The 26333-nt window shown below is 61.9% G+C and carries 22 protein-coding genes; all 22 read left to right on the top strand.

The features are described 5' to 3' along the window. Nucleotides 1–100 precede the first annotated feature (100 nt). The 22 genes from VF515_11140 to VF515_11035 all read left to right on the top strand — a co-directional run bounded on the left by VF515_11140 (nucleotide 101) and on the right by VF515_11035 (nucleotide 26150). Nucleotides 101–1936, top strand: a complete 1836-nt coding sequence (locus VF515_11140; protein ID HEX7408186.1) for a sulfatase — start codon at nucleotides 101–103, stop codon at nucleotides 1934–1936. Then, complete coding sequence (locus tag VF515_11135; protein ID HEX7408185.1) at nucleotides 1914–3578, top strand: alkaline phosphatase family protein; 1665 nt, start codon at nucleotides 1914–1916, stop codon at nucleotides 3576–3578. The genes VF515_11140 and VF515_11135 overlap by 23 nt, the downstream gene beginning before the upstream one ends. Continuing rightward, nucleotides 3575–4870: a glycosyltransferase family 4 protein gene (locus VF515_11130; GenBank protein ID HEX7408184.1), complete on the top strand. Its 1296-nt coding sequence runs from the start codon at nucleotides 3575–3577 to the stop codon at nucleotides 4868–4870. Before VF515_11135 ends, VF515_11130 begins: the two co-directional genes overlap by 4 nt. A gap of 141 nt (nucleotides 4871–5011) precedes the next feature. Then, on the top strand, nucleotides 5012–5596 hold the full coding sequence (locus tag VF515_11125; protein ID HEX7408183.1) for a polysaccharide biosynthesis/export family protein: 585 nt from the start codon (nucleotides 5012–5014) through the stop codon (nucleotides 5594–5596). Nucleotides 5597–5613: 17 nt separating this feature from the next. Further along, nucleotides 5614–7179 carry a Wzz/FepE/Etk N-terminal domain-containing protein gene (locus tag VF515_11120; protein ID HEX7408182.1) on the top strand — a complete coding sequence of 522 codons (1566 nt, stop codon included), beginning with the start codon at nucleotides 5614–5616 and terminating at the stop codon, nucleotides 7177–7179. A gap of 23 nt (nucleotides 7180–7202) precedes the next feature. Further along, a complete protein-coding gene (locus VF515_11115; GenBank protein HEX7408181.1) occupies nucleotides 7203–7928 on the top strand; it encodes a CpsD/CapB family tyrosine-protein kinase in 726 nt (241 codons plus the stop codon). Between the two features lie 18 nt (nucleotides 7929–7946). Further along, a complete protein-coding gene (locus tag VF515_11110) occupies nucleotides 7947–9377 on the top strand; it encodes an O-antigen ligase family protein (protein ID HEX7408180.1) in 1431 nt (476 codons plus the stop codon). Then, nucleotides 9371–10276 carry a hypothetical protein gene (locus VF515_11105; GenBank protein ID HEX7408179.1) on the top strand — a complete coding sequence of 302 codons (906 nt, stop codon included), beginning with the start codon at nucleotides 9371–9373 and terminating at the stop codon, nucleotides 10274–10276. The genes VF515_11110 and VF515_11105 overlap by 7 nt, the downstream gene beginning before the upstream one ends. Further along, nucleotides 10273–11757: a glycosyltransferase gene (locus VF515_11100; protein HEX7408178.1), complete on the top strand. Its 1485-nt coding sequence runs from the start codon at nucleotides 10273–10275 to the stop codon at nucleotides 11755–11757. The genes VF515_11105 and VF515_11100 overlap by 4 nt, the downstream gene beginning before the upstream one ends. A gap of 5 nt (nucleotides 11758–11762) precedes the next feature. Further along, nucleotides 11763–12959, top strand: a complete 1197-nt coding sequence (locus VF515_11095; protein HEX7408177.1) for a DegT/DnrJ/EryC1/StrS aminotransferase family protein — start codon at nucleotides 11763–11765, stop codon at nucleotides 12957–12959. Further along, nucleotides 12943–14454: a sugar transferase gene (locus VF515_11090; protein ID HEX7408176.1), complete on the top strand. Its 1512-nt coding sequence runs from the start codon at nucleotides 12943–12945 to the stop codon at nucleotides 14452–14454. The genes VF515_11095 and VF515_11090 overlap by 17 nt, the downstream gene beginning before the upstream one ends. Nucleotides 14455–14664: 210 nt before the next feature. Beyond that, entirely contained in the window at nucleotides 14665–15672 is a 1008-nt protein-coding gene (locus VF515_11085) for an NAD(P)-dependent oxidoreductase (GenBank protein ID HEX7408175.1), read from the top strand. Between the two features lie 24 nt (nucleotides 15673–15696). Further along, on the top strand, nucleotides 15697–16776 hold the full coding sequence (locus VF515_11080) for a Gfo/Idh/MocA family oxidoreductase (protein ID HEX7408174.1): 1080 nt from the start codon (nucleotides 15697–15699) through the stop codon (nucleotides 16774–16776). Next, on the top strand, nucleotides 16776–17771 hold the full coding sequence (locus VF515_11075; GenBank protein ID HEX7408173.1) for an NAD-dependent epimerase/dehydratase family protein: 996 nt from the start codon (nucleotides 16776–16778) through the stop codon (nucleotides 17769–17771). Before VF515_11080 ends, VF515_11075 begins: the two co-directional genes overlap by 1 nt. Beyond that, complete coding sequence (locus tag VF515_11070; GenBank protein HEX7408172.1) at nucleotides 17768–18571, top strand: class I SAM-dependent methyltransferase; 804 nt, start codon at nucleotides 17768–17770, stop codon at nucleotides 18569–18571. The genes VF515_11075 and VF515_11070 overlap by 4 nt, the downstream gene beginning before the upstream one ends. Continuing rightward, nucleotides 18568–20238, top strand: coding sequence for a class I adenylate-forming enzyme family protein (locus VF515_11065; GenBank protein ID HEX7408171.1), 1671 nt, complete (start codon nucleotides 18568–18570; stop codon nucleotides 20236–20238). Before VF515_11070 ends, VF515_11065 begins: the two co-directional genes overlap by 4 nt. Nucleotides 20239–20247: 9 nt before the next feature. Continuing rightward, complete coding sequence (locus VF515_11060; GenBank protein HEX7408170.1) at nucleotides 20248–20493, top strand: acyl carrier protein; 246 nt, start codon at nucleotides 20248–20250, stop codon at nucleotides 20491–20493. Continuing rightward, nucleotides 20483–21769 (top strand): type III PLP-dependent enzyme, encoded by a 1287-nt coding sequence (locus VF515_11055; protein HEX7408169.1) that lies wholly within the window; start codon nucleotides 20483–20485, stop codon nucleotides 21767–21769. The genes VF515_11060 and VF515_11055 overlap by 11 nt, the downstream gene beginning before the upstream one ends. Continuing rightward, nucleotides 21769–22752 carry a sulfotransferase gene (locus tag VF515_11050; GenBank protein HEX7408168.1) on the top strand — a complete coding sequence of 328 codons (984 nt, stop codon included), beginning with the start codon at nucleotides 21769–21771 and terminating at the stop codon, nucleotides 22750–22752. Before VF515_11055 ends, VF515_11050 begins: the two co-directional genes overlap by 1 nt. Nucleotides 22753–22843: 91 nt before the next feature. Further along, on the top strand, nucleotides 22844–23512 hold the full coding sequence (locus VF515_11045; GenBank protein ID HEX7408167.1) for a hypothetical protein: 669 nt from the start codon (nucleotides 22844–22846) through the stop codon (nucleotides 23510–23512). Between the two features lie 102 nt (nucleotides 23513–23614). Further along, nucleotides 23615–25012 (top strand): oligosaccharide flippase family protein, encoded by a 1398-nt coding sequence (locus VF515_11040; protein ID HEX7408166.1) that lies wholly within the window; start codon nucleotides 23615–23617, stop codon nucleotides 25010–25012. Between the two features lie 16 nt (nucleotides 25013–25028). Beyond that, nucleotides 25029–26150, top strand: a complete 1122-nt coding sequence (locus tag VF515_11035) for a hypothetical protein (GenBank protein ID HEX7408165.1) — start codon at nucleotides 25029–25031, stop codon at nucleotides 26148–26150. Nucleotides 26151–26333 lie beyond the last annotated feature (183 nt).

The raw sequence follows: 26333 nt of genomic DNA, 5'->3' as shown, positions 1-26333 counted from the left end.
GGAGATTATGTGACGGGATGAGCGAGGTCACGGAAGGGCGGAGCTATATCCCTGACTCGCGACACCCGTTTACGCTGGTTGAGTCGAAACGTATCATATCATGAGAACACTCCTTGCTGGCATACTCGGCGGGGCTTGGGCCGGTGCCGTGGTAGGGCTGGCGGAAGCCGGATTGCTCACGGCGACTGCCGGGCCAGCCGAAGAATACTGGTTGTTTCCCTACGCGGTGGTCAGCTACGGCGCATTGGGGATGTTGCTGGCCATAGGCTGCACCAGTATTGCGGCGGTCGTCGCTCTGGAGCGCACACGCCACAATGCCTTTGGGTTGTGCGGCGCGGTGGCGCTCTTTGCGCTGGGTGGTGCCGTCGCTCGCTACCAAGTCATTCAACGGGTTTTTCACGAGGACCTCGTGACGTTCTCCTTCGCGGGACTGGCTGTCCATTTGGCGCTGTTCGTCTCGGTTGGCGGCTTGGCTTTGGCCGTGATGCGCGCAGGGCGTCGAGTGCAACGGGATCGGGGCGGCCTACTCATAGCTGCAATCGGGTTGATATTCTGTCTGGGGGGCAGTGTGGCTGTCGCGGCGCTGGCTTCCCCCCACGCCCCGGAGACAGCAACAGGCTGGGCCGGTCGGGGCGTGACGAGCAGCGCTCCAAACATCATCCTCATCATCGCCGATACATTGCGCGCCGATGCGGTCGGATCGTATGGTGCTGGCCCCGGGGCCACCCCGGCCCTGGACCGTTTCGCCAGTGAAGCAGTGCGCTTTGAGAACACGTACGCGCAGTCGACTTGGACACGACCTTCGATTGCCACGATTCTGACGTCGCTTCATCCGTCGGTGCATGGTCTAATGCATAAGATGGACGCGTTGCCGGACCGGGTGACGACGGTAGCCGAGGCCTTGCGTGCCCAAGGTTACTGGACAGCTGGGTTTGTCAGCAACATCAATGTGGCCCCGATATTCAACTTCCAACAGGGCTTCGACGAGTACACGTATCTGACGCCTGCGTTCTACTTCTGGGCCACGGATTCGGCGACGCGGCTTGCAATTTACAAGGGCCTGCGGGTTGTGCGCGAGCGACTCTTTGGAGATCGGATCTATTTCTACAATTACTACCAGGATGCGGCTGTGGTCACCGACGCCGTGTCTAACTGGCTGCGGCGGCGTCCACCGAGCCCCTTTTTCCTGCTGGTCCATTATATGGACCCGCACGATCCGTATTTCGAAATACCGTATGACGGGCGTGGCGTCGCCCGGGTTGTAAACCCGGACCCGCCAGCGAGTCGGAAGAACGAGCTGCGCGCGCTCTACAGCGAAGACGTCGGGTACCTCGACCAGCACCTCGGTACGCTGTTCGCACTCCTGAAGTCACGAGATCTGTACGACAACAGCATCATCGCCCTGACGGCTGATCATGGCGAGGAGTTTCAGGATCACGGCGGATGGTGGCATGGAACGACACTTTACGCGGAACAGCTGCGCGTGCCCCTTATCGTCAAGCGGGCGCATGAGGAGCGTGCCGGCCAAGTCGAGTCACGGGCAGCCCGCACACTCGATATCGCTCCCACCTTACTGGCGGCCGCGGGCCTCGCTTCCCCGCCGGACTTCACCGGACGCGGCCTGTTCGGTCCGATGGCGGTCACGCCGGAGCCGCTATTTGCAGAGGAGGATCTGGAAGGCAACGTACTGACAGCCCTTCAGCTAGGCCCGTGGAAAATCATTACTGCCAATCCCGAAAACCCACGCGGTCTTCGACCTGTCGAGCTGTATAACGTTGCGGAGGACCCGCAGGAGCACCACGACCTGACGGGCACCGAGCCGGCACGAACGCAAGAGATGCTGCAGTCGCTGGCGCAAGAGCGTGCCCGAATTAGCGGCCGCCGCTCGCTGAGTGGTCTATCGAGTCTTCACGATGCTGCTGATCATCGGTCTTGACGGCGCCACCTGGGATCTCTTGGATCCGTGGATCGAACAGGGTCGGCTTCCTCACCTTGGGCGGCTGCGCCGTCACGGCTTGTGGGGTCCGTTGGCGTCGACGATGCCGCCGGCAACGCTTCCGAGTTGGTCGACATTCATGACCGGTGTCAACCCGGGTAAGCACGGCATCTTCGATTTTACACGGCGGCAGCTAGGCACCTATGCCGTGCAGTTTGTTAACGCGAGCTTTCGCAAGGCGCCAACGGTTTGGAGGCTACTGAGTGATGCCGGACGGCGGGTATGCGTGCTCGGCGTGCCTGGTACCTATCCTCCTGAGGACCTGAACGGGTGCATGATCAGCGGCTTTGACACACCGGTGACCACCCGCGCGGATGCCTCCTTTGTCAGGCCGCAGACGCTGGTGCCGTTGGTTATGGAATTGGGAGGGTTCCCGTTTGCGGACTTCCAGGAGTTTCGTGTGAACCGGCGCTGGTACCATACGGCGCTCGAACGATTGCTGCGCGGCATCGAAACGAAGACGCGACTGGCTCAGGCATTGCTGGCGCGGGAAGAATGGGATTGTTTTGTTCTGCTGTTCGGGGAGTCGGACACGGTGGCGCACCACTTCTGGAAGTTTCACGACGCGGATTCTCCGTTGTTTGAGCCAGAAGCGGCGCAGGAATTCAGCACCGCAATACGACGCGTGTATGAAGCACTCGACGCCGCGATCGGAACTTTGACCGGCGCGGCACCGACTGCGACAGTGCTTGTGGCTTCAGACCACGGCTTCGGTGGAGCTGGGAAAAAAGCGGTCTACCTGAATCGTTGGTTGGGAGAGCAAGGCCTGCTGCGGATGAACCACAAGCCGTCAAAGTCACAGCGCAGTCGTGGTCTCAAGCAACTGGCCCTGCGCGCTCTGCCCGCGGCGATGCAGGCAAGGATGTTTCGATTGCGTGGAGGCCGGTGGGCCAGCTGGTTGGAGTCTCGGGCTCGCTTCGCTGGAATCGACTGGGCGGGGACGCGGGCCTTCTCGGAAGAACTGAATTACTTTCCCAGCGTGTGGCTCAACGTGAAGGGTCGGGAGCCGCAGGGGACCGTTGCGCCGGCGGACTACCACCGCGTGCGTGAAGAGGTCTGTGCCGCCGCGCAGGCACTCAGGGATCCGGAACACGGTGGGTCGATTGTGCGCCGGGCCTGGCGCCGGGAAGAGCTGTACCACGGCCCCTGGCTCGAGTACGCGCCTGACGTCATCCTCGAGTTCCAGCTCGATCAGGGGTACTCCTACGCATGCCTGCCGAGCGCCACGGCGCTAGACCGGCACAGCGTACGCGTATTCGATACCGGCGAATCCGGCGGCGGCAAACTCTCGGGCATGAGCGGCAGTCATCGCGCCGACGGCGTGTTTCTCGTGAGCAACACGGATACCAGGGTGCGGCGCCGGCTCACGCATGTGCAGATGGTCGACATGACACCGACAATCCTGCGGCTGTGTGGTGTCGATGTGTCCGCCGACTTCGATGGCGTCGCCATCGATGCCGTGGCGCCCGACGGCCCGCACGCCCGCCAGTCGGCGGCGCCGCCGTGCGATGAACAGCCCTATACCCATGCCGAAGAGCGCGAGATTGCAGCTAGGTTGAGTGCGTTGGGGTATCTGCAATGACACTGAACCGTGCGACCGGGGACTCCGTCAGACGCATTGCCATGGTGGCGGCGTGCCCCTTTCCGTCCGCGAGAGGGTCGCAGGTGCTCATTCGTGAGCTGGCGCAAGCCCTGGCCAATCGAGGACACCACGTGCACCTGGTCACGTATCCATTTGCGGAGAGCCTGACCCCGATCCATGGCCTCTTCGTTCACCGGGTGCGCTTTTCGCGGCGGGTGCCGTCCCGAGGTGGACTGGGTTGGCGCAAGCTGCTGTTCGACGTGGCCTTGGTCATGACCTTGTACAAGGTGGTGCGCCGCGAACGGATCGAGGTGATCCACGCACACAACTACGAGGGGCCTCTGGTGGGATATCTGGTGCGCCGACTGACCGGTGTGCCGGTCGTGTATCATTCCCACAACGCATTGAGCGACGAGCTGGGCCACTACTTCCGGCCCGGTTGGCGTCGACTCGTGGCCAGTAAGCTCGGCGCGGTCCTCGACCGGCAGGTGCCCCGGCGGGCGGATTTCAGCATCGCGCTGACGCCGGAGCTGGAACAATTTCTTCGGGCTCGTGGTGTGGCGGGAGATCGGGTGGCGGTTATCCCGCCTGGCAGTTCGCCCGCCGTGATTGCGGAAACGCCGGCGTCGGACCCCTTCGCTGGCCGGTTCGTCGTGATGTACACGGGGAACCTGGACGGTTACCAGGATCTCCGCATCCTGTTCGATGCGTTCGGCAGGTTCCACAAGTCGGCTGCGCCTGCGCTGCTCGTGGTGGTAACGCACGAGGTCCAGTGGGCCAAGCGTGCCGATGATCGGCTGGCGAGGCTTCTCCGCGAGGGACATGCCCGCGTGATTGTGGCGTCGGCCTTCTCGGTGGTGCGTCGATTGATGGCTCGCGCTGATGTGCTGGTCTGCCCGCGAAGCTCCTGGTCAGGGTTTCCGATCAAACTCATCAACTATATGGCAGCCGGCAGGTCGCTGGTTGCCGCCGAAGGGTCGGCGAAGGGTATTGTCAGCGGCGAGACAGGTTTGATCTTTCGCAACGGGGACCCGGAGGACTTGGCGTCGGCCTTGCGACGTTTGTTCGAAGATGCTGCCTTGCGGCAACGGTTGGGAGAAAACGCCAGGGTCGCAGCGGGTAGGTTGTACAGCTGGAAGCGAGCGGTAGCCGAGATTGAGCGGATCTATGCAGCGGTGGCCGGAGTCGGGTCTCCCCGGCTGCAGGCCCGCACGCTCGGGAGCCGACGCTTTGCGGGGATTGATAGCCTTCGTCAGAGTTCGTATAAACGCCGCGGTCAGCGGCTGGCCTGATGATAGGGATGAGTAGAAATAATGCGCTACGTGACGCATAGAATCGGCGTAGGGTTGCTTTTGTCGGTGTCCGTTTGGGCATGCGGGCGTACTGTGGGCCGGCCGGCACCGCTTCCCCCGCTCGAAGCGTTGCAGGAGTCTATGGGGGGCAACGTCGGCGAAGAGTACCGTCTGCAGCCCGGAGACCAGATCCGTGTGAAGTATCTGTACCATCCGGATCTCGACATCAAGGTGCCCATTCGACCCGATGGCAACGTCACTTTACAGCTTGCTGGCGATGTCCGAGCCGCAGGTTTGCGTCCGACAGAGTTGGAACAAGTCATCAAGGAACGCACGAGTGATCGCTTGCGTGATCCCGAAATCTCGGTGATGGTTGCACAACAGGCTGAGCGCAAGGTGTACGTTGGCGGTGAGGTCCGTCTTCCGGGGTTCGTCACGTACTATCCAGGGATGAGCCCCATCCAAGCGATTATGGACCGCGGGGGATTCACCGATACCGCGCGTGTCGACAGCGTCCTGCTCCTTGCCGCGGCGCCGAGTGATTACCAGGGGAGACGGTTGGATTTTACAAAATCGCTTTCGGATGGATCTCAGGAAGGGATGCATTTGGCGGCCGGCGATGTGGTTTTTGTACCACGGACATTTATCGGCGACATCGACGCGTTCGTTAAGCTCTATATCCATGAGATCCTGCCGACGACGCCTCGAGTCGGTGCCTCCTTTTGAACTGAGTTGGGAGAGCCATGGCTTACGAACCTCCACAGCGCGAGCGACCGAACGGTCATCGCAACGGCAACGGCAAGGGGAACGGCAATGGGAACGGGAAGCACTCGTACGGTGGGGCGCCCGCTTGGACCAGCAGTGGAAGCGAGCAACTGCATGAAATCCTGCATGTCATCTTCAAGCGCAAGCGGTGGATTGGAGCCCTGTTCCTGGCGGTTGCCCTACCCGGGCTGACCGGTACCCTCTTGCGAAAACCCAGCTACGTGGCGAGTGCAAAGGTGATGATCTCCACGCAACGGTCAGATCCCACCTTACAACCGACCGACTTGACCAAACTAGAAACCATTCAGCTCAACGAATCCTTGGTCAATTCCGAAGTGCAGGTGATTGGTAGCCGAGACCTTCTGGAACACGTGGTGCGAACACTGGCGGTGTCGGGTGATGGCAGTGCCCCTCCGCACGTTACGCTGATCGGGAGCACGTTTGGGACGCAAGTGCTGTCTATGGCGCAGGATCTCAGCATTACGCCCGTCAAGGGCTCGAACGTCATTCAAATCGACTACAAGTCTTCCGAGCCTTCGAACGCCGCGCGTGTCGTCAACCGAGTGGTGGACGAGTATCTCGCCTACCACGCCGTGGTGCATGGCAATAAGGGACTATCCCAGTTTTATGACGATCAGCGCCGCGGGCTCGAGCAACGCCTGCGTAAGTCAGAAGACGCTCTGGGTGCCTTTTCGGAACGGGAAGGCATCGTGTCGCCCAAGGATGAGATCCAGGCGGCGGTCCGGACGGTCGGCGAAGTCGCCAGCGCAGTGCGCGACGTGACGGCCGGGATTGCCGGTACGGAGGAACGCATCCGGGCGATCCGTGACCAGATCGCGAGTCAGCCGGAGGTGGTCAAACGCGAGCAAGCGATCGAAGTAAGCCCGACGATCACGCAGTTGACGCAGCAAATGGTGGCACGGCAAGTCGACCGCGTTGCGCTTCTTCGTAAGTACATGGACAAGGACCGACACGTTCAAGACAATGCAGCAGAGATCGCCGAATTGAAGTCGCAACTTGATACGGAATTGCGCGATCGTCCGACGATCGTGAGCCACCAGGTGTTTCATACCAACCCCCTGCGCGAGGATCGCTTGAAAACCCTGTTTGACCTCGAAGGTTCGCTGCGGGAGATGCGCGCGCGGCAGGCGATGCTGGAAGAGAATGTCAGCCGCACGGGTCGACAGATGATCAATCTGCAACAGAAGGGCATCGCGTATGACCGGCTCGAGGAGGAAGTGAAAAACCGGCGTGGCACCTATGAGTTATATGTCAAGCGCGAGCAGGAGGCCCACATCAGTCAGGCGATGGACGAACAGAAACTGGTGAATATCGACGTCGTCCAGCGACCGGCGTTGCCGTTGCCGCGCACCGATATGCGGGGGGTCTCGCTCGCCCTGTCCCTCATCGCCGGCTTGGTGGTCGGAATTGTCGGAGCCTTCGGTCGTGAATATGTGAACAAGTCCTTGCATTCTGAGGGCGATGTTGGCCGCTACCTGGGCCTCCCCTTGCTGGCAAGTATCGGCGAGTCTCGTAAAGCGTAGAAACGGCATCGGTAGGTTCGACATTGAGCAAGATATACGAGGCCGTCAAAAAGGCGGCAGAAGAGCGAGAACACACCAGGGTTTGGAACCCCGTCCGAGCGCTGGCGGAGGCCGGGTGCGTGCCCTCGGAAGATCCCAGGGAGGAAGAGTACCAGAAGCTCCGTGCCAGCTTGCTGTCGGTCGCTGTCCCCGCGGGCTTGCATACCATCTTGATAACTTCCTCGCGGCACGGTGAGGGGGCTACTACAGTTTCCCTTGGCCTGGTGACGGCGCTGGCGAAGGAGCGCGAGTCGCGCGTCCTGCTGGTGGAAGGCAACTACCGAAGGCCGTCGTTCAGCACGCTATTACCGCTGACCAGCAACGTCGGTGTCGCCGATTTCGCCGCCGGCCGAGCGGCGCCCGAGGCCGTGGTCACACGGCTGGAGGAACTCAATTTCTCCGTGATCCCGGCTGGGTCCGTGCCCGAACAGGGAACCAATGTGGAAACGGTCGATGTCCTGTTGGGCTGTCTCCAGTCTCAGTTTGATTTCATCCTGATCGACGCTACGCCGGTCAATGACTACGCAGATGCGAGCATGCTTGCCACGAAAGTGGACGGCGTGATCCTGGTGATTGAGGCGGACCAGACGCCGGTTTCCGAAGCGGAAGCCGCCAAGCGGCAACTCGATAAGGTGGGCGCGCGTGTCCTTGGCGTCGTGCTCAATCGGCGCCGATCCTACATCCCGGCATTTCTGGAAAGCATCCTTTGATATGGAGGCAGCACGTTGGTGCAGGTGGTAGGTTCGGAGCAGCGGTCGTCGGTGCAGGGACTTGTCCCTGCGCTGTCACTGACGGCTCTCGGTACGCTCGTGGCGATCGGTATGATCGCCGTTGGACCGCTCGCTCTGCTGCCCGTCTTCGGGGTATTGGCTGTCGCTCTCGTGGTGTCGTTCCCGGAATACGGGATCGCCATGTTCCTGTCGACGTTCTTGGTGACCTACCCGCAGGCGTTGCAAGGAACGGGGGCGCTGACGATTAACAACGCGCTGGGTGGCATCTTCCTGGTCTTGCTCAGCTACAAGGTTTACAGCGAACAAGACTGGTGGTTCCTGCGCCTTACCGAGATCAGATTGCTCCCGTTCATCTTCCTGGTCTTTTACATCGCTGGTCGGCTCAACGGACCGGACCCGCGATTGCTGACGCTGCTTGGAGTTGTAGAGGCGCAGGCGGAAACCTCGCGAACACTCCTTACGCGGAGTGTGTTTACTATATTCTTCATCAATTATATCCGCACTCCAAAGCATGTAATAATGATTTACTCGGTCGCCATGGTATTCATGATAGGTGCGGCCTTGTCCGGAGTGCAGAGCGTCATGCACGGCACGGCACTACACGGTTATCGGGCGGCGACCTCAGTCATTGCCGCCGCCGTCAATCCGAATCGTTTGGCGATGTTTTCCATCATGCCGATTGCCGGTCTCTGGTATCTGATGCGGTCGTTGCGGATTCGGGCGGCGGCTTTGGTCATTCTCCCGTTGATCGCCGTGCTGGCCTTGGCGGTGTTCATGACAGGGTCGCGCAGCGGACTGTTGGGCCTCGGGGTGTGCGGCGCAGCGATTATGATCGATGAAAGGCTCAGTCTGCAGCAAATGGCCGGGCTCACCTTGGCTGGTATCCTGATGCTGATTCTCGTCGTAGAGTTCGTGCCGCAAAGAACCTTCGACCGCATTACCAACCTGCCATTCACTCAGTCTGGTGAGACCGGCGAGGGTTCAGGGTCTTTTGAGCGCCGCGCGTACGGATGGCAGGTGGCCTTCAAAATGTTCAAGGAACACCCCATTGTCGGCATCGGCATCGGCAACTGGGGACTGGATCGGTTTCTGCACGATCCCGGGCGTAGTACTGCCGCGCCGCACAGCTCGTACGTTCTCGCCGCGGTGGAGGGGGGATCCGTCTGCTTGTTGGGCTATTTGGTTATACTATGGCGGACATGGCGTAACTTCCGCTACGCGGAGCCCTACGTCAGTGCTCCTGATTCTCCGCTGGCAAATCTGACTTGGGTGGTCAAGAGTGCCCGTACGGTTTTCATCGTGATGGTGTTCTTTTCGTTTTTCGCCGACCTGTGGCAGTTCGTCACTCTGTTTTTGCTCGTCGGTCTTGGCATCGTGCTGCGCCGCTTGGTCGATCAGACGGCGACGGAGGAAGCGGCGGCTTGGTGAACGCGCGTAACACGGAGATGGACGCGGCCGGCTACGCGGATTTTCTGCGCGCCCTCGGACACCGGGTTGTGCGCACGCGGTCGAGCTATTGGTTCAACACGAGCCGGTTCTTTCTGTTGAGCGCGCCGCCGCACCGACTATATGATCCGTCGACCGATGAACTGCGGCAGCTGTTTCGCCAGCTGCCGTGCGTCGGGGTGCGCTTCGCAGCCCCTTTGGAGAGCACCGGCAAACCGAGTTACCAGATCGTCTGCGACAATGCCGATTACGGCTTGGAGACGCTCAGCGCCAACGTGCGGAGCAAGGTCCGGCGTGGCCTCAAGCGTTGCGAGGTGGCTCCGGTCGACTTTCCCGTGATCGCAACCGCCGGCTGGCGGGCCCATCAGGATACCTTGGCGCGTCAAGGCCGGGACGGGGGACTCACGGGTGAGAGCTGGCAGTGCTACTGGAAGGCCGCCGCCGCCACTCCTGGATTCGAAGGTTGGGGGGCGTGGTGTGGCGGCGAACTGGCGGCGTTCCTGGTCACCGTGACCTTCGAGGACAGTGTCGAGTTTCTGCTTGCCCGCTCGTGCACCGATCGGCTTGGTGCGTACCCGAACAATGCACTGCTGTTTCACGTTACGCAGGAAATGCTCGGGCGGCGGCGGGTTCGCGAGATTACTTTCGGTTTGGAGTCGCTTGAGCCCGTGGGGCCGTTGGACCAATTCAAGTTCGCCATGGGATTCCGCCCGCGCCCCATTCGCCAGCGCGTCGTCTTTCATCCGCTCGTCCGAGCGGTGCTGCGCCCGGCGGCGGTGCGTAGGGCGGTTCGCAACTGGACGGATCGGCACGGGCCCGGGGCGGTGTTCTGGAGGAAGGCGGCTGGGCTTTTGCGCTTTGCGGAAGAGGGTGGTCTGTGAGACAAGCAACGGCCAAGCTGGCGTACCTGTTTCCGGTCTTTCCCGTGTTCCATCAAACATTTGTCCTGTGGGAAGTGATGGGACTACGGCGGCACGGCGTGCGCCCGAAGATTTATTCACTGCGCCGCGCGGGTCGGCTCCAGCAGCCCGAGGGCGGCGCGATCATGAGCGAGGTGACATACTTGCCGCCAGTGTGGTCGTCGCCGGTCCGAAAGGCGAACTGGCGCCTGCTGCGGACAGGTGTGCGCCGCTACCTTTCTCTTTATGCGCAAGTTTGGAATGCATGGAGGACCGGAGATGATATCCGGCACAATGCCGGGTGGGCGAAGGCGACAGTCTCATGGCACGAGGGGCTGCGTGGTTGGTTCAACAGTCAACCGCTCTTGTACTTACTCAAATCGTGGTTTCTCGTGCCCAGCGCGGCTTACCTGGCTGAGGAGCTCAGCGCCGAGGGGATCACGCATCTGCATGTCCACTGGGCGAGTTACCCTGCGACCGTAGCCTACATTGTACAACTCATTTCAGGCCTGCCGTTCAGTATCAGTGCGCACGCCTATGACATTTATATGGTCCAGCGAATGCTCCCCGCCAAAATTGGTTCAGCCCGCTTCGTCGTTACCTGCGCAAGGACCAATGCGGCTTTCCTGCGACGGTTGGCAGGAGCCGGTGCCGACGGCAAAGTTGTTGTCAACTACCACGGCGTTGACGTCAACCGCTTTGTCCCCGCGTGGCGTCAGCCGAATGCCGGAGAGCCGCTGCGCATCGTATCGTGCGGCCAGCTGGAACGCTACAAAGGTATGCACGTTCTGGTTGAGGCGTGCGCGACATTGCGCCGCCGCGGTGTGGCGCTAGAGTGCTTTATCGTTGGCGAGGGACCGCGGCGGCAGCAGTTGCAGCAACAAATTAGGGACCGAGGTTTGACCGGGACCGTTCATTTGCTCGGATCTCGACCGCACGCCGAGGTGGCGGAACTCTACCGCAAAGCCGACGTGTTTGTGTTGGCGAGCGAGCTGGCCGGAAAATCTGGACGCCGCGATGTCATTGCCAACGTGATCGTGGAGGCGATGGCTGCAGGCCTGCCCGTAGTCGTTTCGCACATCCCGGGAGTTGAAGAACTGGTGGAGGATGGCGTGAGCGGCTACCTGGTACCGCCGAATCAGGTGGAGGGGTTCGCGTTGGCGCTGGAAAACCTTGCAAACCGGCCTGAAGATCGCCTGCGCTGCGGCCACGCGGCGCGGCAGCGTATCGAGCGTGATTTCGATAGCGGCAAGAACGTGCGGCTGCTTGCGGAGTTGCTGCTTACGCCACCCGAGGAGGACGGACAGCGGCCGATGCTTGCTGCCGCGCTTCAGCCCGTCGGACAGACGCTTCAGCGGACGGGCTCAACGTCGGCTGTCCCTGAGATGGCGACTGCAAGTCGGGTCGGCAAGGACCATCCGGAAATGTTTCCGATAACCGACACCGCCGCAAAAGAAGGGTAACCGCGATGGGCGCCAAGGCCAGTCAATCTGCCGGGAAGGGCGAAGAACATCGAGACGTACCGTTCTACCGCCCCGACATCGGTGACGAAGAAATCGCCGCGGTAGTTGAGACGCTACGCTCCGGGTGGCTGACCATCGGGCCGCGGACGCAGGAATTCGAACGTGCATTCGCCCAAGCCATCGGCGCCCCGCATGCTGTCGCCGTGAATTCGTGCACCGCGGCGCTGCACTTGGCGTTGGATGCCCTCGATCTCAAGCCCGGCGACGAGGTGATCACGAGCACCCTCACCTTTACCGCTACCGGCGCCACCATCGTGCACGCGGGCGGACGCCCGCAGCTGGTCGATGTCACGCCGGACACGCTGAACTTGGACCCCGCCGACGTCGCCCGCAAGATCACCTCCCGCACGCGTGCCATCGTGCCGGTTCACTTCGCCGGGCATCCTGCTGCCATGGATGAGCTGCTGGGCATCGCCCGGCAGCACCGTCTGACCGTGGTGGAAGACGCCGCACATGCGCTTCCCGCGAGCTACCGTGGGAAGTCGATCGGGACGATCGGAGATGTCACCGCCTTTAGTTTCTATGCGACGAAAAACATGACGACCGGTGAAGGCGGCATGCTGACGATGTCCGACGGGGAATTAGCGGAGCGCCTGCAAACCCGGCGGCTGCACGGCATGAGCCGTAACGCCTGGCGGCGCTACAGCAGCGAAGGGTCATGGCGTTACGATGTGTCGTACCCCGGTTTCAAGTACAACATGACGGACATGGCCGCCGCCATGGGGCTGGTGCAGCTGCGGCGGCTGCCGGCGTTGTCCCGGCGCAGACAGCAGATCGCCGCCTTGTATACGGAACTGCTGGCCGATCTGCCGCAACTGCAGCTGCCGACGGCCCGGGCAGAGGTCGATCACGCCTGGCATTTGTACGTGGTTCGGATGCAGCCGGACCGGCTGCGCCTGCACCGCGATGCCGTCATCGAGGAGTTGAAGGCCGCCGGTGTCGCGACGGGGGTCCATTTCATTCCGCTCCACCTACATTCCTACTACAGCAACGCCTTCGGCTACCGGCCCGCGGACTTTCCCGTCGCCAGCGCCGCCGCCGAGACGATTCTCTCCCTCCCCCTGTTTACCTTGATGTCGGATGAAGAAGTGCGCTACGTAGCAGCAACGCTGCGGAGAATCCTCGATGCAAACAGACGCTGAACTCGCGGAACGATCCGTTGACGCAGAGTGCGAGCGCGATCCGGATGGCCCGGTCGCCGCAGTCGACCGCGCCATGACGAGCGGCGGCGTGATGGCCAAACACGCAGTGGACTTTGCCTTGGCCCTGCTCGGTGTCATCGGCCTGCTGCCAGTGATCGGGCTAGTTGCACTGCTGATCAAGTTGGACTCGCCCGGACCGGTGTTCTTTCGCCAGAAGCGTGTGGGCCGGGACGGCAAAGCGTTCGACATTTTCAAGTTCCGGACGATGGTGCAGGGGGCCTACCTGATGGGATCGCGGCTGACCGTGAAACGCGATCCACGCATCACGCGCCTCGGGCGGTTGCTGCGCTGGTCCAAGATCGACGAGTTGCCGCAACTGTTCAACGTGTTGCGCGGGGACATGAGCCTGATTGGGCCCCGGCCAGAGGATCCACACTTCGTGAAGTTTTACTCGCCGGCACAGCGACGAGTCCTGCTGGTACGGCCGGGCCTCGTGGGCCCAAGTCAGATCCAGGGACGCGATGAGGTCGAAGATTATCCGGAAGGCCTCAAGGATACGGAAACCTATTACATCGAGCACATCCTGCCACCGAAGTTGCAGCGCGATATCGAGTATGTCGAAGGCGCGACCTTCTGGAGCGACATGGGCCTGCTCGTGCACGGTGTCTGGGCGACGGCGCGCGGTGCCTTCAAGGCCAAGTATCTGTGGCGTCGGCGTCGGCGGATCGCCTTGATGGGCGTTGATCTGGTGCTGGTGGTCAGCGCCTACGCCCTGGCGCTCCTGATGCGTTACGACTGGCAGTGGCCGGAAGCCGACTGGGCCTATCAGACGGTAACACTGGTCGCGATTCTCCAGCCACCGCTGCTGGTCTATTTTGGCGCCTATCAGGGCATCGCTTCTTACTTCGGGTTGTGGGACCTGGTTGCCCTGTTCAAGGCCGTGACCGTCGGCTCAATCGCGGCTGCGGGTGTGACCTATTTCGTCGGATCCCAATCGCATCCTCGCTCGGTGTTTGCCATCAACGGGGTGTTGCTGCTGCTCATGCTGTTCAGTTCGCGCTACATCCTACGGGTGTGGGCCCGCCGGCACCCGCGCAGACGCAAGCATATGCGGGCAAAGGCGATCATTGTCGGTGCTGGCCGCGGAGGGGAACAGATGAGCCGGGCGCTCGTCGAAGACCCGTCCTCTCGTTATCAGCCGATCGGATTCATCGATGAGTCCCGGGATTGCTGGGGTTCCCGAATCCACGGTATTAAGGTCCTTGGCGGCACCGCCGAACTGCCCCTGGCCCTATCCGTAAACAAGGTTGGTTTTGTGTTCGTGTGCCTCTCGGATGTCACGGCGGCCACGGCTGGCGAGGTGGCTGACATTTGCACCGCTGCGGGTGTCGCTTACCGTATGCTGCCGGCCCTGAGCGAGTTGTTGCACGCGGGTGGCTCCACAAACGAGCGCCCGGGATCGCCGGAGCGCCAACCGACCGTCCGGTTGGCGTAATCCAGGCCGGGGACGGCTTTTCCCCCTCGCCTGGTGCTTTTTTTCTTGTCTTATGTTTTAGATTGGTTGTAAGTGTTGTTGTGGGTGTCTTCCGCGGTTGAGGCCCCGTCCATACGGGTGCTGCAGGGCTACCTGCAGAGCCTAAGGGGAACGGCCGGTCTGTGACTCAGGGAGCGGCCAGCGGAACAGCAGAGGTGAAAGGGAGGAATAATGCGGGACAACGTCGTTCTGGTTACTGGGGGAGCCGGATACATCGGCTCTCACCTCGTGCGCAAACTGTTGCAGCGCGGATACCACGTCCGTGTCCTTGACAAGTTTCTCTATGGTGAACACGGCGTGGCGGAACTGCGAGGTGATCCGAACGTCGAGCTGCGCTACGGGGACATCTGCAATATCCGGGATGTCGTGCAGGCGGTGAACGGGGTACGGGCCGTGGTGGCATTGGCCGCCCTCGTCGGTGATGCCGCTTGCGATCTCGATCCGCGGGAGGCCTTGACCACAAATTTCGAGTCCACGCGGTGTCTGCTGGAAAGCTGCCGCGAGGCGGGAGTGCAGCGCCTGGTGTTTGCCTCCTCGTGCAGCGTGTACGGCGCCAATGGCAATGACCTGCTGCATGAGGGTTCGCACCTCAATCCTGTCTCGTTGTACGCACGGACCCGGATCATGTCGGAAGAGGTGCTTTTGCAGGAACGGGGTCCGGTGGAGATTGTCATCCTGCGCTTGTCGACGGTCTGCGGGCTGTCGCGTCGTATGCGGTTCGATCTCATGGTCAATACGATTACGGCACGGGCCAGTGTCGAAGGTCGCGTCCGCGTCGTGGGGGCCAGCCAGTGGCGGCCGCACATTCATGTGCAAGACGCGGCCGAGGCGTTTCTCCTGGCCGTCGAATCGCCTTCCGCGGTAGTGGCGGATGAGATTTTCAACGTTGGGGCGGAGAGCTTGAATTTCACGGTCGGCCAAGTCGCCGACAAGGTTGCAGAGCAGATCCCGGGAACCGTTATCGAGTACTTCGATCACATCGAGGATCGCCGTAGTTATCGGGTGGCCTTCGACCGGATCCGTGAAAAGCTGGGATTTGTTCCGGGACGCAACATCGACGATGCCATTCGGGAAGTGCGTACGGTTCTGCAGACAGGAGAAGTCCGAAACTATGCCGACGAAGTCTATCACAACGTGAAGTCGCTGCAGCGCAACAGCCGGCAACGCGCTCACGCCTGAGTCTCTCGACTGCCGTTCCCCTCTATGACCGCTGCCACGCGTATCCGGGTTGCACTGCTCGGTTGCGGGCGGATCGCTCATGTCCACTGCGGCTACCTCCGCCAGATCCCGCAGGTTGAACTGGCAGGAGCGTGCGACCTCAGTCGCGACAGCCGCGAGCAGCTGACGGCACGCTGGCAGGTGCCGACCTACGCCGATATCGATGAACTGCTGAGTGCGGCGCAGCCTGATGTGGTGCATGTGATCACGCCGCCCGCCACGCACGCCAGCCTGGCCATCCAATTGCTCGCGGCGGGCGTCCACGTGCTGGTTGAAAAGCCCATGGCGCTGTCCGCCGCGGAGGCCGATACGATGATCGCGGCGGCGCGACAAGCCGGCAAGTACCTCAGCGTCGATCATAACCGCTGGTTTGATCCCGTCGTCGTGCAAGCCCGCTCACTCTTGGCCTCGGGCCGCTTGGGATCGCTAGTGGGCGTCGAGGTGTTTCAGGGCGTTGCTTCCGGGGAGGCGGAACTTCCGGCGGACGAACACGGCCGGTGGAAGGCATCTTTGCCTGGGGGAATCGCGTACGACGTGGCTCCGCATGCCAGCTACCTGCTCGCGGGACTGGTCGGTGCGATCGACAACGTGCAGGTGTCGGCGCGCACCGATGCGCGCGGGCAGCTGCGTGAACTGCGCGCGATTGTCGACGGTGAGTGTGCACTGGGGAGCTTGACGCTTTCACTGGAGACACGCCCGTTGCTGAGCCGTCTGATCCTGTACGGCTCGGCCATGACTGCGGAGGTGAACCTCAATAACATGACCCTGATCCTGCGCCAGGAGCGCCAGGTTCCCAAGATCGTAGGGAAGGTGCTGCCGAACCTCGACGAAGCGGCGCAGTTGCTGCGCGCAACCATTGTCAACGGCATCGAGTTCCTGCGCGGTCGCCAGCGATATTACCCAGGCATGGGGGGGCACTTCCGCGCTTTGTATGAAGCCCTGGCGAACGGACAGCCTCCGCCGGTAACTGCGGAACAAGGGCGGCAAGGCGTTTGGCTGCTGGAAGAGATCTGGGACCGCGCTGGGCTCCACGTCGGTCCGCAGCTGCTCCAGGCTGTGAACTGATGAAGGCACTGGTGACGGGTGCGAGCGGCTTCCTGGGCCGCAGCGTAGTGCGGCGCTTGCGTAGCGACGGTGTCGAAGTCCGCGCCTTGGTGCGTGCCGGCCGCGGGCTCGATGACGCCGATGTGGATATCTACCCGGGAGATATCTGCGACGACGCAGCGGTCGAGGGCGCGGTTCGGGGCATGGACTTGGTTGTCCACTGCGCCGCCCGGGTGGAGACAACGGGAAAATGGGAAGAGTTTGCGGAAGTGAATGTCCGCGGCACACGGCGGGTTATCCGGGCTGCACAGTCGGCCGGCGTGCGCCGCATCGTACATATCAGTTCCCTGGGTGTCTACGCCGTGCCGTATGACGGCGTGACCATTACCGAAGACAGCGCCTACGAGAGCGAGGGCGAGTCGCGGGGGCATTACAGCCGCTCGAAACTGGCTGCCGACCGCGTGGCGCTCGATGCCGCCCGCCGTGGTGCCCCGGTGGTGGTGCTGCGGCCGGGGTTGCTGTATGGACCCGGAAAACGTCCACCGCTGGCCCGACAGAGCTTCAGTGTGAAGCAGTTCAAGTTGATCCTGGCGACCCCGGCGTACACGTTGCCGATGACCTACATCGACAATGCGGCTGACGCAGTGTCGCTGGCAGCTACCGCCGACGGCACGGTGGGACAGGCCTTCACCATCGTTGATGCGAATGTGCCGCAGGCAGAGTATGCGGCGCTGTATCGCGACGCGTGCGGCGAGAGCTGGCGCCCGATGTTCTTGCCGGTCGGGATGATTGCGGCTGCGGCGTGGGGGCTCGAACGCGCCTTGCGGCTTGCCCGGCGGCGTTCGCCGGTGACCTATCATCAGATTCGGCGCGCGACCCGATGCGCCCACTACGACTGCTCACGCGCGGAGCACCTGCTCGGTTGGCGGCCGGCCGTCAGCGTGCAGGAAGGTCTGCGGAGCACCTTCGCATCACTGCGGGCAGCATCAAGCGAAGCGGCGCCGAGAACCTCATGAAGCCGATCGATCAGCCGCCAGATCTACAGCGGTATTATCAAGACCGCACGGTCGTCGAGGCGTACATGCAGCGCCGCACGGGACAGCCGCTGAACGGTGTGTTGCACCGCAGCCAGGTGCGGTTTCTCAATCGAGTGTTGGACCAGCGCGCGCCACGAGCCGTGCTCGAGATTGCTTGCGGGCCCGGGCGTCTGACGGCCGAGATGCGTGGCGTACCGCTCGGCGTCGCCATAGATGCGAGCCCAGCCATGCTCGACACAGCAAGGCAGCGCCTGAACGGTTCCGCCGGGCAATGGTCGTTCCTGCGTACTGACGCCTTCCGGTTGCCGTTTCGGTCGGCGTCGTTCGAGGCCGTGTACACGCTGCGTTTCGTGCGGCACTTTCAGCTCGAGCAACGCCGAGCGCTCTATGTCGAGATCCGCCGTGTCCTGGCCCCGAACGGCGTATTCATGCTCGACGCACTCAACCGTGATGTGTCGCTCCCCTACAGGGTGAAGCGCGGGATCGAGCACTACGAGATCTACGATGTCCTTTACGGATTGGAAGAAATCGAGGCAGAGCTGCGCCAAGCCGGGTTCCGAGTCCTCCAGTGCGAGGGGCTGATCAAGCACTACTGGGCTCAGCGCCGCCTGAACCGGTTGCGGCGCATACATCTGAACCGTTTGGCGACAGCACTCATCCAGTCGCTGGAGTACGTGCCGAGCAGCCAGCCTTCGACTTGGATGTTGATGTGCGAAAGAGATTCCGAGGCGGGCAGCCGAAACGGACGCCACGACATCAGCACGCCTGAGAGTTCATGAAAAATCTCTTTCAGGTCGTCGCAACACACGCGGCACACTCGGGATCAAAGATCGCCGCCTCGAAGTGGAGACCGGGCGCGGGGTTTGTCGAAACCTCGTACGGAGCACTCTTCCGAGACGCGAAACGGCTGGCGGCGCTGTATGCGCGCTTGACGCCGGCGGACAGCATCGTTCCGATGCTGGTCGGAAAGTCGGCCGCCAGCATTGCATGCATGCTCGCCGCGATCGCGGCGAGGAGGCCGTTTTGCTTCGTCAACCCGAAGTATCGAGCGCCCCAGGTCGCGGCGATACTGCAAGCGACGAAAGCGCCCGTCGCTATCACTGATGCGGCAGGACTCGTCGCCCTCAGAGGAGCGTGTCGCCATCACCCAGCACTGGCGAGAACGACTTGGGTAGTTCTCGAAAGCGAAGCGCCAGCAGGCATCCATGCGCAGGCGATGGAAGAGCTGCGCGCTGCCGCTAACGTCATCGTGGTTGGTGATCGAGATGAGGGGGATGATCGCCGCCTCGGAAATGAAGAGGACGCCAGACCGAACGCCGCCGCCGTGTGCCTGTTCACGTCGGGATCTACCGGTCAACCCAAGGGCGTGTTGATCAGCGAAGCGGATCTCATGCGCCGGGTAGCCGCCGAGATCGCGTTGTTCGGATTGACAAGCGCGGATGTGCTCCTCAGTGTTCTGCCGTTCTCGTTCGATGTCGGGTTAAACCAACTCATGACGGCGTTGGCGGTCGGAGGCGAGATCGTGCTTCTCGATTCCTGGTTACCCAGGGACATCCTGACAGCTGCCGAGGTGCGGCGGGTAACAGGAATCTCCGGCGTCCCATCGATTTGGCAGGATGTCATTCATTCCGGAGTTCGGTTCGATAAGCGTGGCCGGCAGGCCTCGCTGCGCTACGTCACTATCTCGGGGGGAAGTCTTCCAGAGGAATACCTGCGGAAGTTTCCTGAAATCCTCGATGGCGTGCAGATCTTTAAGACCTATGGGCAGACGGAAGCGTTCCGGGCGACCTCGCTGAGACCCGAGGAATACCATAGAAAGCTGGGGAGTGTTGGGAGGCCCTTTACGGACGTGCGGGTGTATGTGGTTCGGGAGGACGGCACCCGCTGCCGCGCCGGCGAGGTTGGAGAGGTGATCCACTCAGGCCTTGGTACGATGATGGGTTATCTGGAGAGCACAGCAGACACACTGGAGCTGGAGAAAAAACTCCGACGCAATCCGTTTTGCGGCGAGGATGACCCCGCGCCCTTCGCCATCTTTACCGGAGACATGGGCTATCTGGATGAGGAGGGCTATCTGTTCCTGAAAGGCCGACGAGACAGCATGCTGAAGATCATGGGCAACCGCGTTTACCCGCAAGAGGTCCACAACCAGATTTTGACTGTACCTGGCGTGAAAGACGCTGTTGTGGTTGGCATCCCGCGGAACGGGCAGACGATGCTCGTTGCGTTCCTGGCGATCGCGGAAGATGTTGATCTGAATCCAGCCTCAGTCGCGAAGAGCCTCACCGCAAAGCTTCCAACGTTTATGATTCCCAAAGAGATTGTTTTTGTGGACCACATGCCGCGCACGCTCACCGGTAAACCGGACCAGCAGAAACTCGTGGCGGAGTACGGCGACGGTGGGGTGCGGACGCCGCCCCAGACCGCGGCGAGTCCGGGTCTCTGAGGGCCGAAGATGATACTTATCAGAGAATCTTTGCTGAACTTTATCCAAGAGAAACTCGGTGTCGAACTGACGGCAGTGGACGATGAGACGCCGCTGTTTTCTTCGGGCATCATCGATTCGGCTAGCATGGTTGACCTGATCGTCTTCGTCGAATCGGAGGGCAACATCAGATTCACTCCTGACGAGATCACCTTGGAGAACTTGGATTCCGTCGACCGTATCTTGAAGTTCATATCGAGTTGTCATGCTGAATGAGGAACGCGACCTGAACGAGATACTGCGCGGCATCGCGCAGGATTTCGGCACCCCCTGCTACGTCTACTTTTGGGAGCACATCCGTGAGCGCGTCGGGCGACTCCGGTCGGCTTTCGGCAATCGGTTCCGGATCAGTTATGCAGTGAAGAGCAACCCCCACTCGGGAATCTTGCGGCGTATGCGGAGTGTCGTAGACGCGCTCGATGTCTCCTCGGCGGGCGAAGTGTCGCGAGCGTTAGAGGCAGATTGGCCGCCGCAAAAGCTGAGTTTCACCGGGCCCGGAAAGACGTCGGGCGAGCTGCAGACATCTGTCGACGCGGGCATCGGCGAAATCGTCCTCGAATCGGTCGAGGAGGCGGAGCTGGTAAACAGAATCGCCGCTCTGGCGGGTCGGCGGCAGCGAGTGCTCATGCGGATTTCTCCGCGCCGCGTGCCGCGTGGCTTCGGCCTGAACATGAGTGGTAAGCCCAGCCAGTTTGGCATAGACGAAGAGGAGATTGATGCTGCGGTGCGCAGTGTGCGCGCTCTCCCCCATGTGGATCTGTGCGGGTTCCACATCTATTCCGGGACGCAATGCCTTGATGCACAGGCTCTCACCGAGAACTACGAGATCTTTATTGAGATCTTCAAAAGGGTCTGTTCTGCGCACCGGATCAGTCCGGAAAAGCTGATTTTTGGTTCAGGCATCGGAATCCCGTATTACGAAAACGACGCCCCTGTGGAGCTGGCGGCAGTGGCCGACAAGACCAATCGGGCGCTGGAGGCGCTGAAGACGGACTCGGCGTTTGCGGCTACGGAGCTGGTGCTCGAGACCGGGCGCTACCTCGTTGGCGAAGCGGGCTTCTACCTGACGCGCGTGATCCGTAAGAAGCGCTCGCGAGGCGTGGACATCTGCATCTGCGATGGCGGCATGAACCACCATCTCGGAGCGGCCGGACACTTGGGAAGCGTCGTCCAGCGGAACTACCGAATGTTCAAGGTTGCCGCCGCAGGGAACAACTGCGATCGGGAGCAGGCGTACACCCTCGTGGGCCCGCTGTGCACCACGATCGACACGCTGGGGCGTCAGGTGAAATTCAACGGACTCGAACCGGGCGATGTGATCGCGATCAGATCCAGCGGTGCCTATGGTGCCACGGCGAGTCCCATATATTTCATCAGTCACCCGGCACCCAGAGAAATAATCGTGGAGAGTACGCGCGACAGCGTCCGAGTGGAGAACAGCATTGAACTCGGCGGCAGGGGGATGACCTTCACCGCAGAGGCTGCCCACTGATGGCCAGATTCCCAGCGGAAGGCGTCTTGATCATCGGCGCGCCCAGATCCGGAACGACGCTGCTCCGGAGGCTGTTCAACGCCCACCCGAATATTGCCTGTCCGGGCGAGACCAATGTGTTCACCGGCTGTGGGCGCTTCCTGCGCAGCGAGCACATCGCGGAAGGGACTGGCATTGGTGTGCTGGACGGACTGGGCTACGCGGGTTTCTCGAAGAGCGAGGTGCTGACGAGACTGCGCGAATTTGCCTTCTCCTTTCACAGGGACCACGCCAAGCAGCAGGGGAAACCACGCTGGGCATCAAAAACCGCCTTCGACGCCTTCTACCTCGACGAAATCGAGCAACTCTGCGGCGATCAGGTGCAATTCGTCTGCATCCAGCGCCATGGGCTCGATGTGGCTTGCAGCATCGAGGAGCTGTGCCAGAAGAACGGCGTGTACCTCAGGGAGCTTCACGAGTACATCATCCGGTACCCGGTGATGCTCGAGGCCTTTGCACACGCCTGGGTAGATCTCACGCACCGCATCAATGCCTTCGTGAAGCGACACCCAGAGAATGCGCTGCAAGTGCGCTATGAGGATTTGACCGAGCAAACTGGTCCGACCATAGGTCGAATCATGGAGTTCCTGGGGGAGGCATGGGATCCTGCCCTGATTGAGCAGGCTCTGGAAAGCCGGAGCGGGCTCGGGTTGGGAGACTGGAAGACGTACGGTCGGAGTGCCGTTGATCTCTCGAGCGTGGGCCGGTGGAAGCGATTGTCGCGTGATACGATCAGCCGTCTGGGCGACATCTGCAACCCGACGCTGATCCTGTGTGGGTACGAGCCCGTCGAAGTCGAGGTCGAGCGGGCCACGGATGACACCCGTCGACGCTACGAGGTCGGCCTGCTGTTGCAGGGCCTCAAAAAGAACTCGGATCGGCCTGGTGCCGCAGGGCCCGAGTCGCGAGGCGACAGCGTGCGAGAGGGCGTGCACAAATCGTAGCGCCGACAGCGCACGGCAGGTCGCAGTGGCACCAGAATGGCCAGCAGTTCTGCTCCGGCAGGGAACGCTGGGGGGAGTGGAGAATAGTGTGGTGGACCTGTTGCGGCTTCTGCTGCTGAGCCTCCGAACCGACGGGCTCGGGCCCACCCTCAGGCATGCCGCGGCGCGCCTGTTCGGAAAACGAGAGTTCTATCTGTTTGTGCGATATCCGAACCGGCCGGCGCAGCCGGTCGATTTCCCGGTCGACATCAACGGCGTGACCATCCGGAGCATGAACGAAACGGATCGTCGCACGCTGCAGGTCCGGCGACACGAGCCTCGCGGCGCTCGCAGTATCTCGACCGCAATCGTGGCGACACGTGGAACGCACATCGTTGGAGCGGCCTGGTACGCGGATTCTGTAACCGCAAAGCAGCCGTGGTACGAGGCGGTCGAACGGCATCTTGTCCCGCCGGCGCTGCTGACGGCCAACATCTACGTGGTGCCGGGGGACAAAGGGGCCGCCTGGGCGCTCCTGAAAAGTGCCACCGACGGGCTCGCCACGAGAGGCGTGCGCACCATCGTGGGTTTGATTCGGACCCACAATCAACCTTCGATTCTCATGGCCCGGCTGTTCGGGGCCAAGTTAGTGGCTCGCATTTCGATTCGGCACTGGTTCGGGCGTGCCACAACCGTGGTTGCACCCTTAAGTGAGGATCGGGACGCCTGTCTGACGCCGCCGGAATCTAGCGGACCGCTTCGTCGGCGACAGGGGGGGTAGCCGCTTAGACGAACATTGTGGTCTCGGCGAGGCATTGAGGTACCGAGCGATAGTTCGGCGCCGTGGATCCGTTTTCGCAGTATTGTGAGTGAAAGAAACCTGATGGCGCACCGTCGTCTCGCGCACGACATGATCGACGTTTTTGGGGCACGCACGGCCGTGGCTCTGCTGGGCACGGTCACGGGCATCGTTCTGGCGCGCACGCTGGGGCCGCATGATCGTGGGATTCTGGCGCTGGTGCTCTTGTTGCCATCCACGTTGGTGACCTTGGCGAAGTTCGGGCTGACACAGGCGAACGTATACTGCGTCCGGCGCGAAGGCGCGTCCATCGAGCAAGTCGCGGCCAACTCGTTGGCCTTGGCAGTAGTCTTGGGCGTGGGCATCGGCGCAGTCGCCTGGTGGTTTCGCGGGCTCTTGCTGTCGACGATCATGCGTGAGGTGCCGGCGTGGGCGCTGTTGCTGGCGCTCTGGCGCCTGCCGCTGCTGTTGATCGATAATTTCTTCTGCGGCGTTCTCCAGGCCATCAATAACTTCTCCCTGTACAATCGCCGGACCGTATTTGGTGCCGCAGCGGTACTCGTACTGGTTGTCGGACTGCGTGTGGCGCTACGCTTGGACCTGTTTAGCAGCGTGCTCGTTTATACGATTGTTACCACCGTTGTGGTGGGCGCATTGGTGATTGGGACGCGACGGCTGGTGCCGTTCGGCCTGTGGCTGGATCGGCGACTGCTGAAACGGCAGATGCGCTTTGGCATGAAGTCGTACACCCAGATTCTGGCGACGCATCTGTTGTTCCGCATCGACGTCTACATGGTTGCCTATTTCCTCAACCCGGCGCAGACCGCGTTCTACAGTCTGGCCTTGCATTTCACCGAGATGATCCTGGAGATTCCGCAGGCGGTGGGTTGGGTGATCTATCCGCGGCTCGCGTCGCTGAGCAAAGACGAGGTGCATCGCCTCACGGCGCAAGCGTGCCGCCGGACGGTTCTGTTGACGGGGCTTGGCGGCCTTGTGGTGATCGCGTTTGGGCCCTTGATGGTGCCTTTGTGGTATGGGAAGGCGTTCGCCGCCGCATCAAAACCGCTCGCGTTTGCCACTCTCGGCATGGTGATGATGTCGGTCTTCACCATCCTCACGCGCGATTTCACCAGCCGCAACAATCAGGGCGTGAACATTCGCGCGGGAACGGCGGCGCTGGTGACCAACGTCATCCTCAACGTGTTCATGATCCCAACCCTCGGGATTTCCGGTGCGGCGCTTGCGACCAGCATCTCGTACTCGCTGGCGGCGATCATGGTCATGGTCGCATACCGCCGCGAGTCGGGCATCGCGCTGACGGAGGTGCTGATCCCGCGGCTCGAAGATGCACGATTCGTCTACGACGTAACGGTTCAGGCCGCGATGCGACGCATGCGGCGTACACCGGCGCCGCTCAAGAGTGCGCTGCCGCTGGCCAGCGAACCACCCCCCCCCCCGCTGAATGGACAAATCGACCGATGAACGGTCTGGAAAAGAGATGACCGCAGATCTGATCACAGGTTGTTTAGCTGGCGCGCAGTTCGCGTTCCGCTGCGATGCGCCCGATCTGTGCGATTATACCCGCATCCACTTGGCGCCGTCCGCATCCGATCAGACGAGCGCCCCGGCAGTCACGGCCATGCTCAGGTGGCACGACGGCCAGCCGCCCGCGAATCGAGCGGCCTTGTCATCCGAGTTGTCCGGTCTGCAACGTCTCGATCGCGACATCTACGCCAGCAACGACAGGCTCTGGTGGTTCCGCGTCGACGACCTGCGCGATTTGCACCTGCGGTTTGCCTGGGCGGACAACGGGCTGAAAGTCGAGGGCGATTTCTACTACCGCCTTGGCAATACCCGCGCCAGTGATCGCATCCGCCGCGTGCGCCAGTGGCGACGCCGGCGTGCCCTGCGCCAGCGCCGATTTAGCACGCTGCTGTACTACCTGGTCTACTACCCGTGCTGGTGGTGGTTGGAGCAGATGCAGGACCTGCACCCGATCCATGCGGCCGGTGTGGATACCGGGGACGGTGTGGTTTTGCTCGCCGGTGCCAGCGGCGTCGGCAAATCCACTCTGGCAGTGGCGCTCGCCGGTCTCCCCGGCGCCGCCTTGCTTTCCGACAGCTTCGTGCTGCACCACGGAACTAAGGTGTTCGGGGTCAGGGAGCCCGTGCTGCTGGATGACTGGAGCGTACGCTGGCTCGGTGCGCAAGCACGGGATCTGCGGCGCATCGACGGGCGGTTCTGCCTCGACCGCGAAGGATATCACCCGCCGTCGGCGGGGATAGCAGACGGCGGCGAGGCTGCGCTGCTGGTGTTCCCACGTCGGGCGCCGTTCGCCTTCGTGCGGCCGTTGTCGGCGACCGAGGCCTGCCAACGCCTGAGCGCTGTCGATCTAATAGTCAACGACTTACGACGCTACTGGGCTTTCGCGGCTGTTCTGGAGCAGATGTTCCCCGCAGGACTGGTGGCCCAGCGCGAGAGACATCTGGCGCAGCTCACCGCCGCGGTGCCGTGCTACGATGTGGGTGTGACAGCCGAGATGACGAGTACGGCGGCGGCACAATCGATCGTGCAGCTGATGCGTGCGCAGCCGCCCCGAGCGGCGGGCGCGCATCTCTGATCCGGCGCTATGATTCGCGTGTTGTTCGTCGAGGCGTCGAGTGGCGGGGTCGTTGGGGGGTCGCTCACCGGCTTGTACCATCTGATCCGCGGGCTCGACCGCACGCGCTTCGCGCCGAGCATGGTTCTGTACGAGCCGAAGGCGATGGAGACGGAACTGAAGGCGCTCGAGGTTCCCGTATAT

The sequence above is a fragment of the Candidatus Binatia bacterium genome, from assembly GCA_036382395.1.
Classification (GTDB): Bacteria; Desulfobacterota; Binatia; order HRBIN30; family HRBIN30; genus JAGDMS01.
This window is presented reverse-complemented; position numbering and strand designations above follow the sequence as displayed.

Excerpts from the sequence above, each read along its gene's own strand:
- VF515_11140 (HEX7408186.1), top strand. The coding sequence starts at position 101 with ATGAGAACACTCCTTGCTGGCATACTCGGCGGGGCTTGGGCCGGTGCC.
- VF515_11135 (HEX7408185.1), top strand. The coding sequence starts at position 1,914 with ATGCTGCTGATCATCGGTCTTGACGGCGCCACCTGGGATCTCTTGGAT.
- VF515_11130 (HEX7408184.1), top strand. The coding sequence starts at position 3,575 with ATGACACTGAACCGTGCGACCGGGGACTCCGTCAGACGCATTGCCATG.
- VF515_11125 (HEX7408183.1), top strand. The coding sequence starts at position 5,012 with ATGGGGGGCAACGTCGGCGAAGAGTACCGTCTGCAGCCCGGAGACCAG.
- VF515_11120 (HEX7408182.1), top strand. The coding sequence starts at position 5,614 with ATGGCTTACGAACCTCCACAGCGCGAGCGACCGAACGGTCATCGCAAC.
- VF515_11095 (HEX7408177.1), top strand. The coding sequence starts at position 11,763 with ATGGGCGCCAAGGCCAGTCAATCTGCCGGGAAGGGCGAAGAACATCGA.
- VF515_11090 (HEX7408176.1), top strand. The coding sequence starts at position 12,943 with ATGCAAACAGACGCTGAACTCGCGGAACGATCCGTTGACGCAGAGTGC.
- VF515_11085 (HEX7408175.1), top strand. The coding sequence starts at position 14,665 with ATGCGGGACAACGTCGTTCTGGTTACTGGGGGAGCCGGATACATCGGC.
- VF515_11080 (HEX7408174.1), top strand. The coding sequence starts at position 15,697 with ATGACCGCTGCCACGCGTATCCGGGTTGCACTGCTCGGTTGCGGGCGG.
- VF515_11075 (HEX7408173.1), top strand. The coding sequence starts at position 16,776 with ATGAAGGCACTGGTGACGGGTGCGAGCGGCTTCCTGGGCCGCAGCGTA.
- VF515_11070 (HEX7408172.1), top strand. The coding sequence starts at position 17,768 with ATGAAGCCGATCGATCAGCCGCCAGATCTACAGCGGTATTATCAAGAC.
- VF515_11065 (HEX7408171.1), top strand. The coding sequence starts at position 18,568 with ATGAAAAATCTCTTTCAGGTCGTCGCAACACACGCGGCACACTCGGGA.
- VF515_11060 (HEX7408170.1), top strand. The coding sequence starts at position 20,248 with ATGATACTTATCAGAGAATCTTTGCTGAACTTTATCCAAGAGAAACTC.
- VF515_11055 (HEX7408169.1), top strand. The coding sequence starts at position 20,483 with ATGCTGAATGAGGAACGCGACCTGAACGAGATACTGCGCGGCATCGCG.
- VF515_11050 (HEX7408168.1), top strand. The coding sequence starts at position 21,769 with ATGGCCAGATTCCCAGCGGAAGGCGTCTTGATCATCGGCGCGCCCAGA.
- VF515_11040 (HEX7408166.1), top strand. The coding sequence starts at position 23,615 with ATGGCGCACCGTCGTCTCGCGCACGACATGATCGACGTTTTTGGGGCA.
- VF515_11035 (HEX7408165.1), top strand. The coding sequence starts at position 25,029 with ATGACCGCAGATCTGATCACAGGTTGTTTAGCTGGCGCGCAGTTCGCG.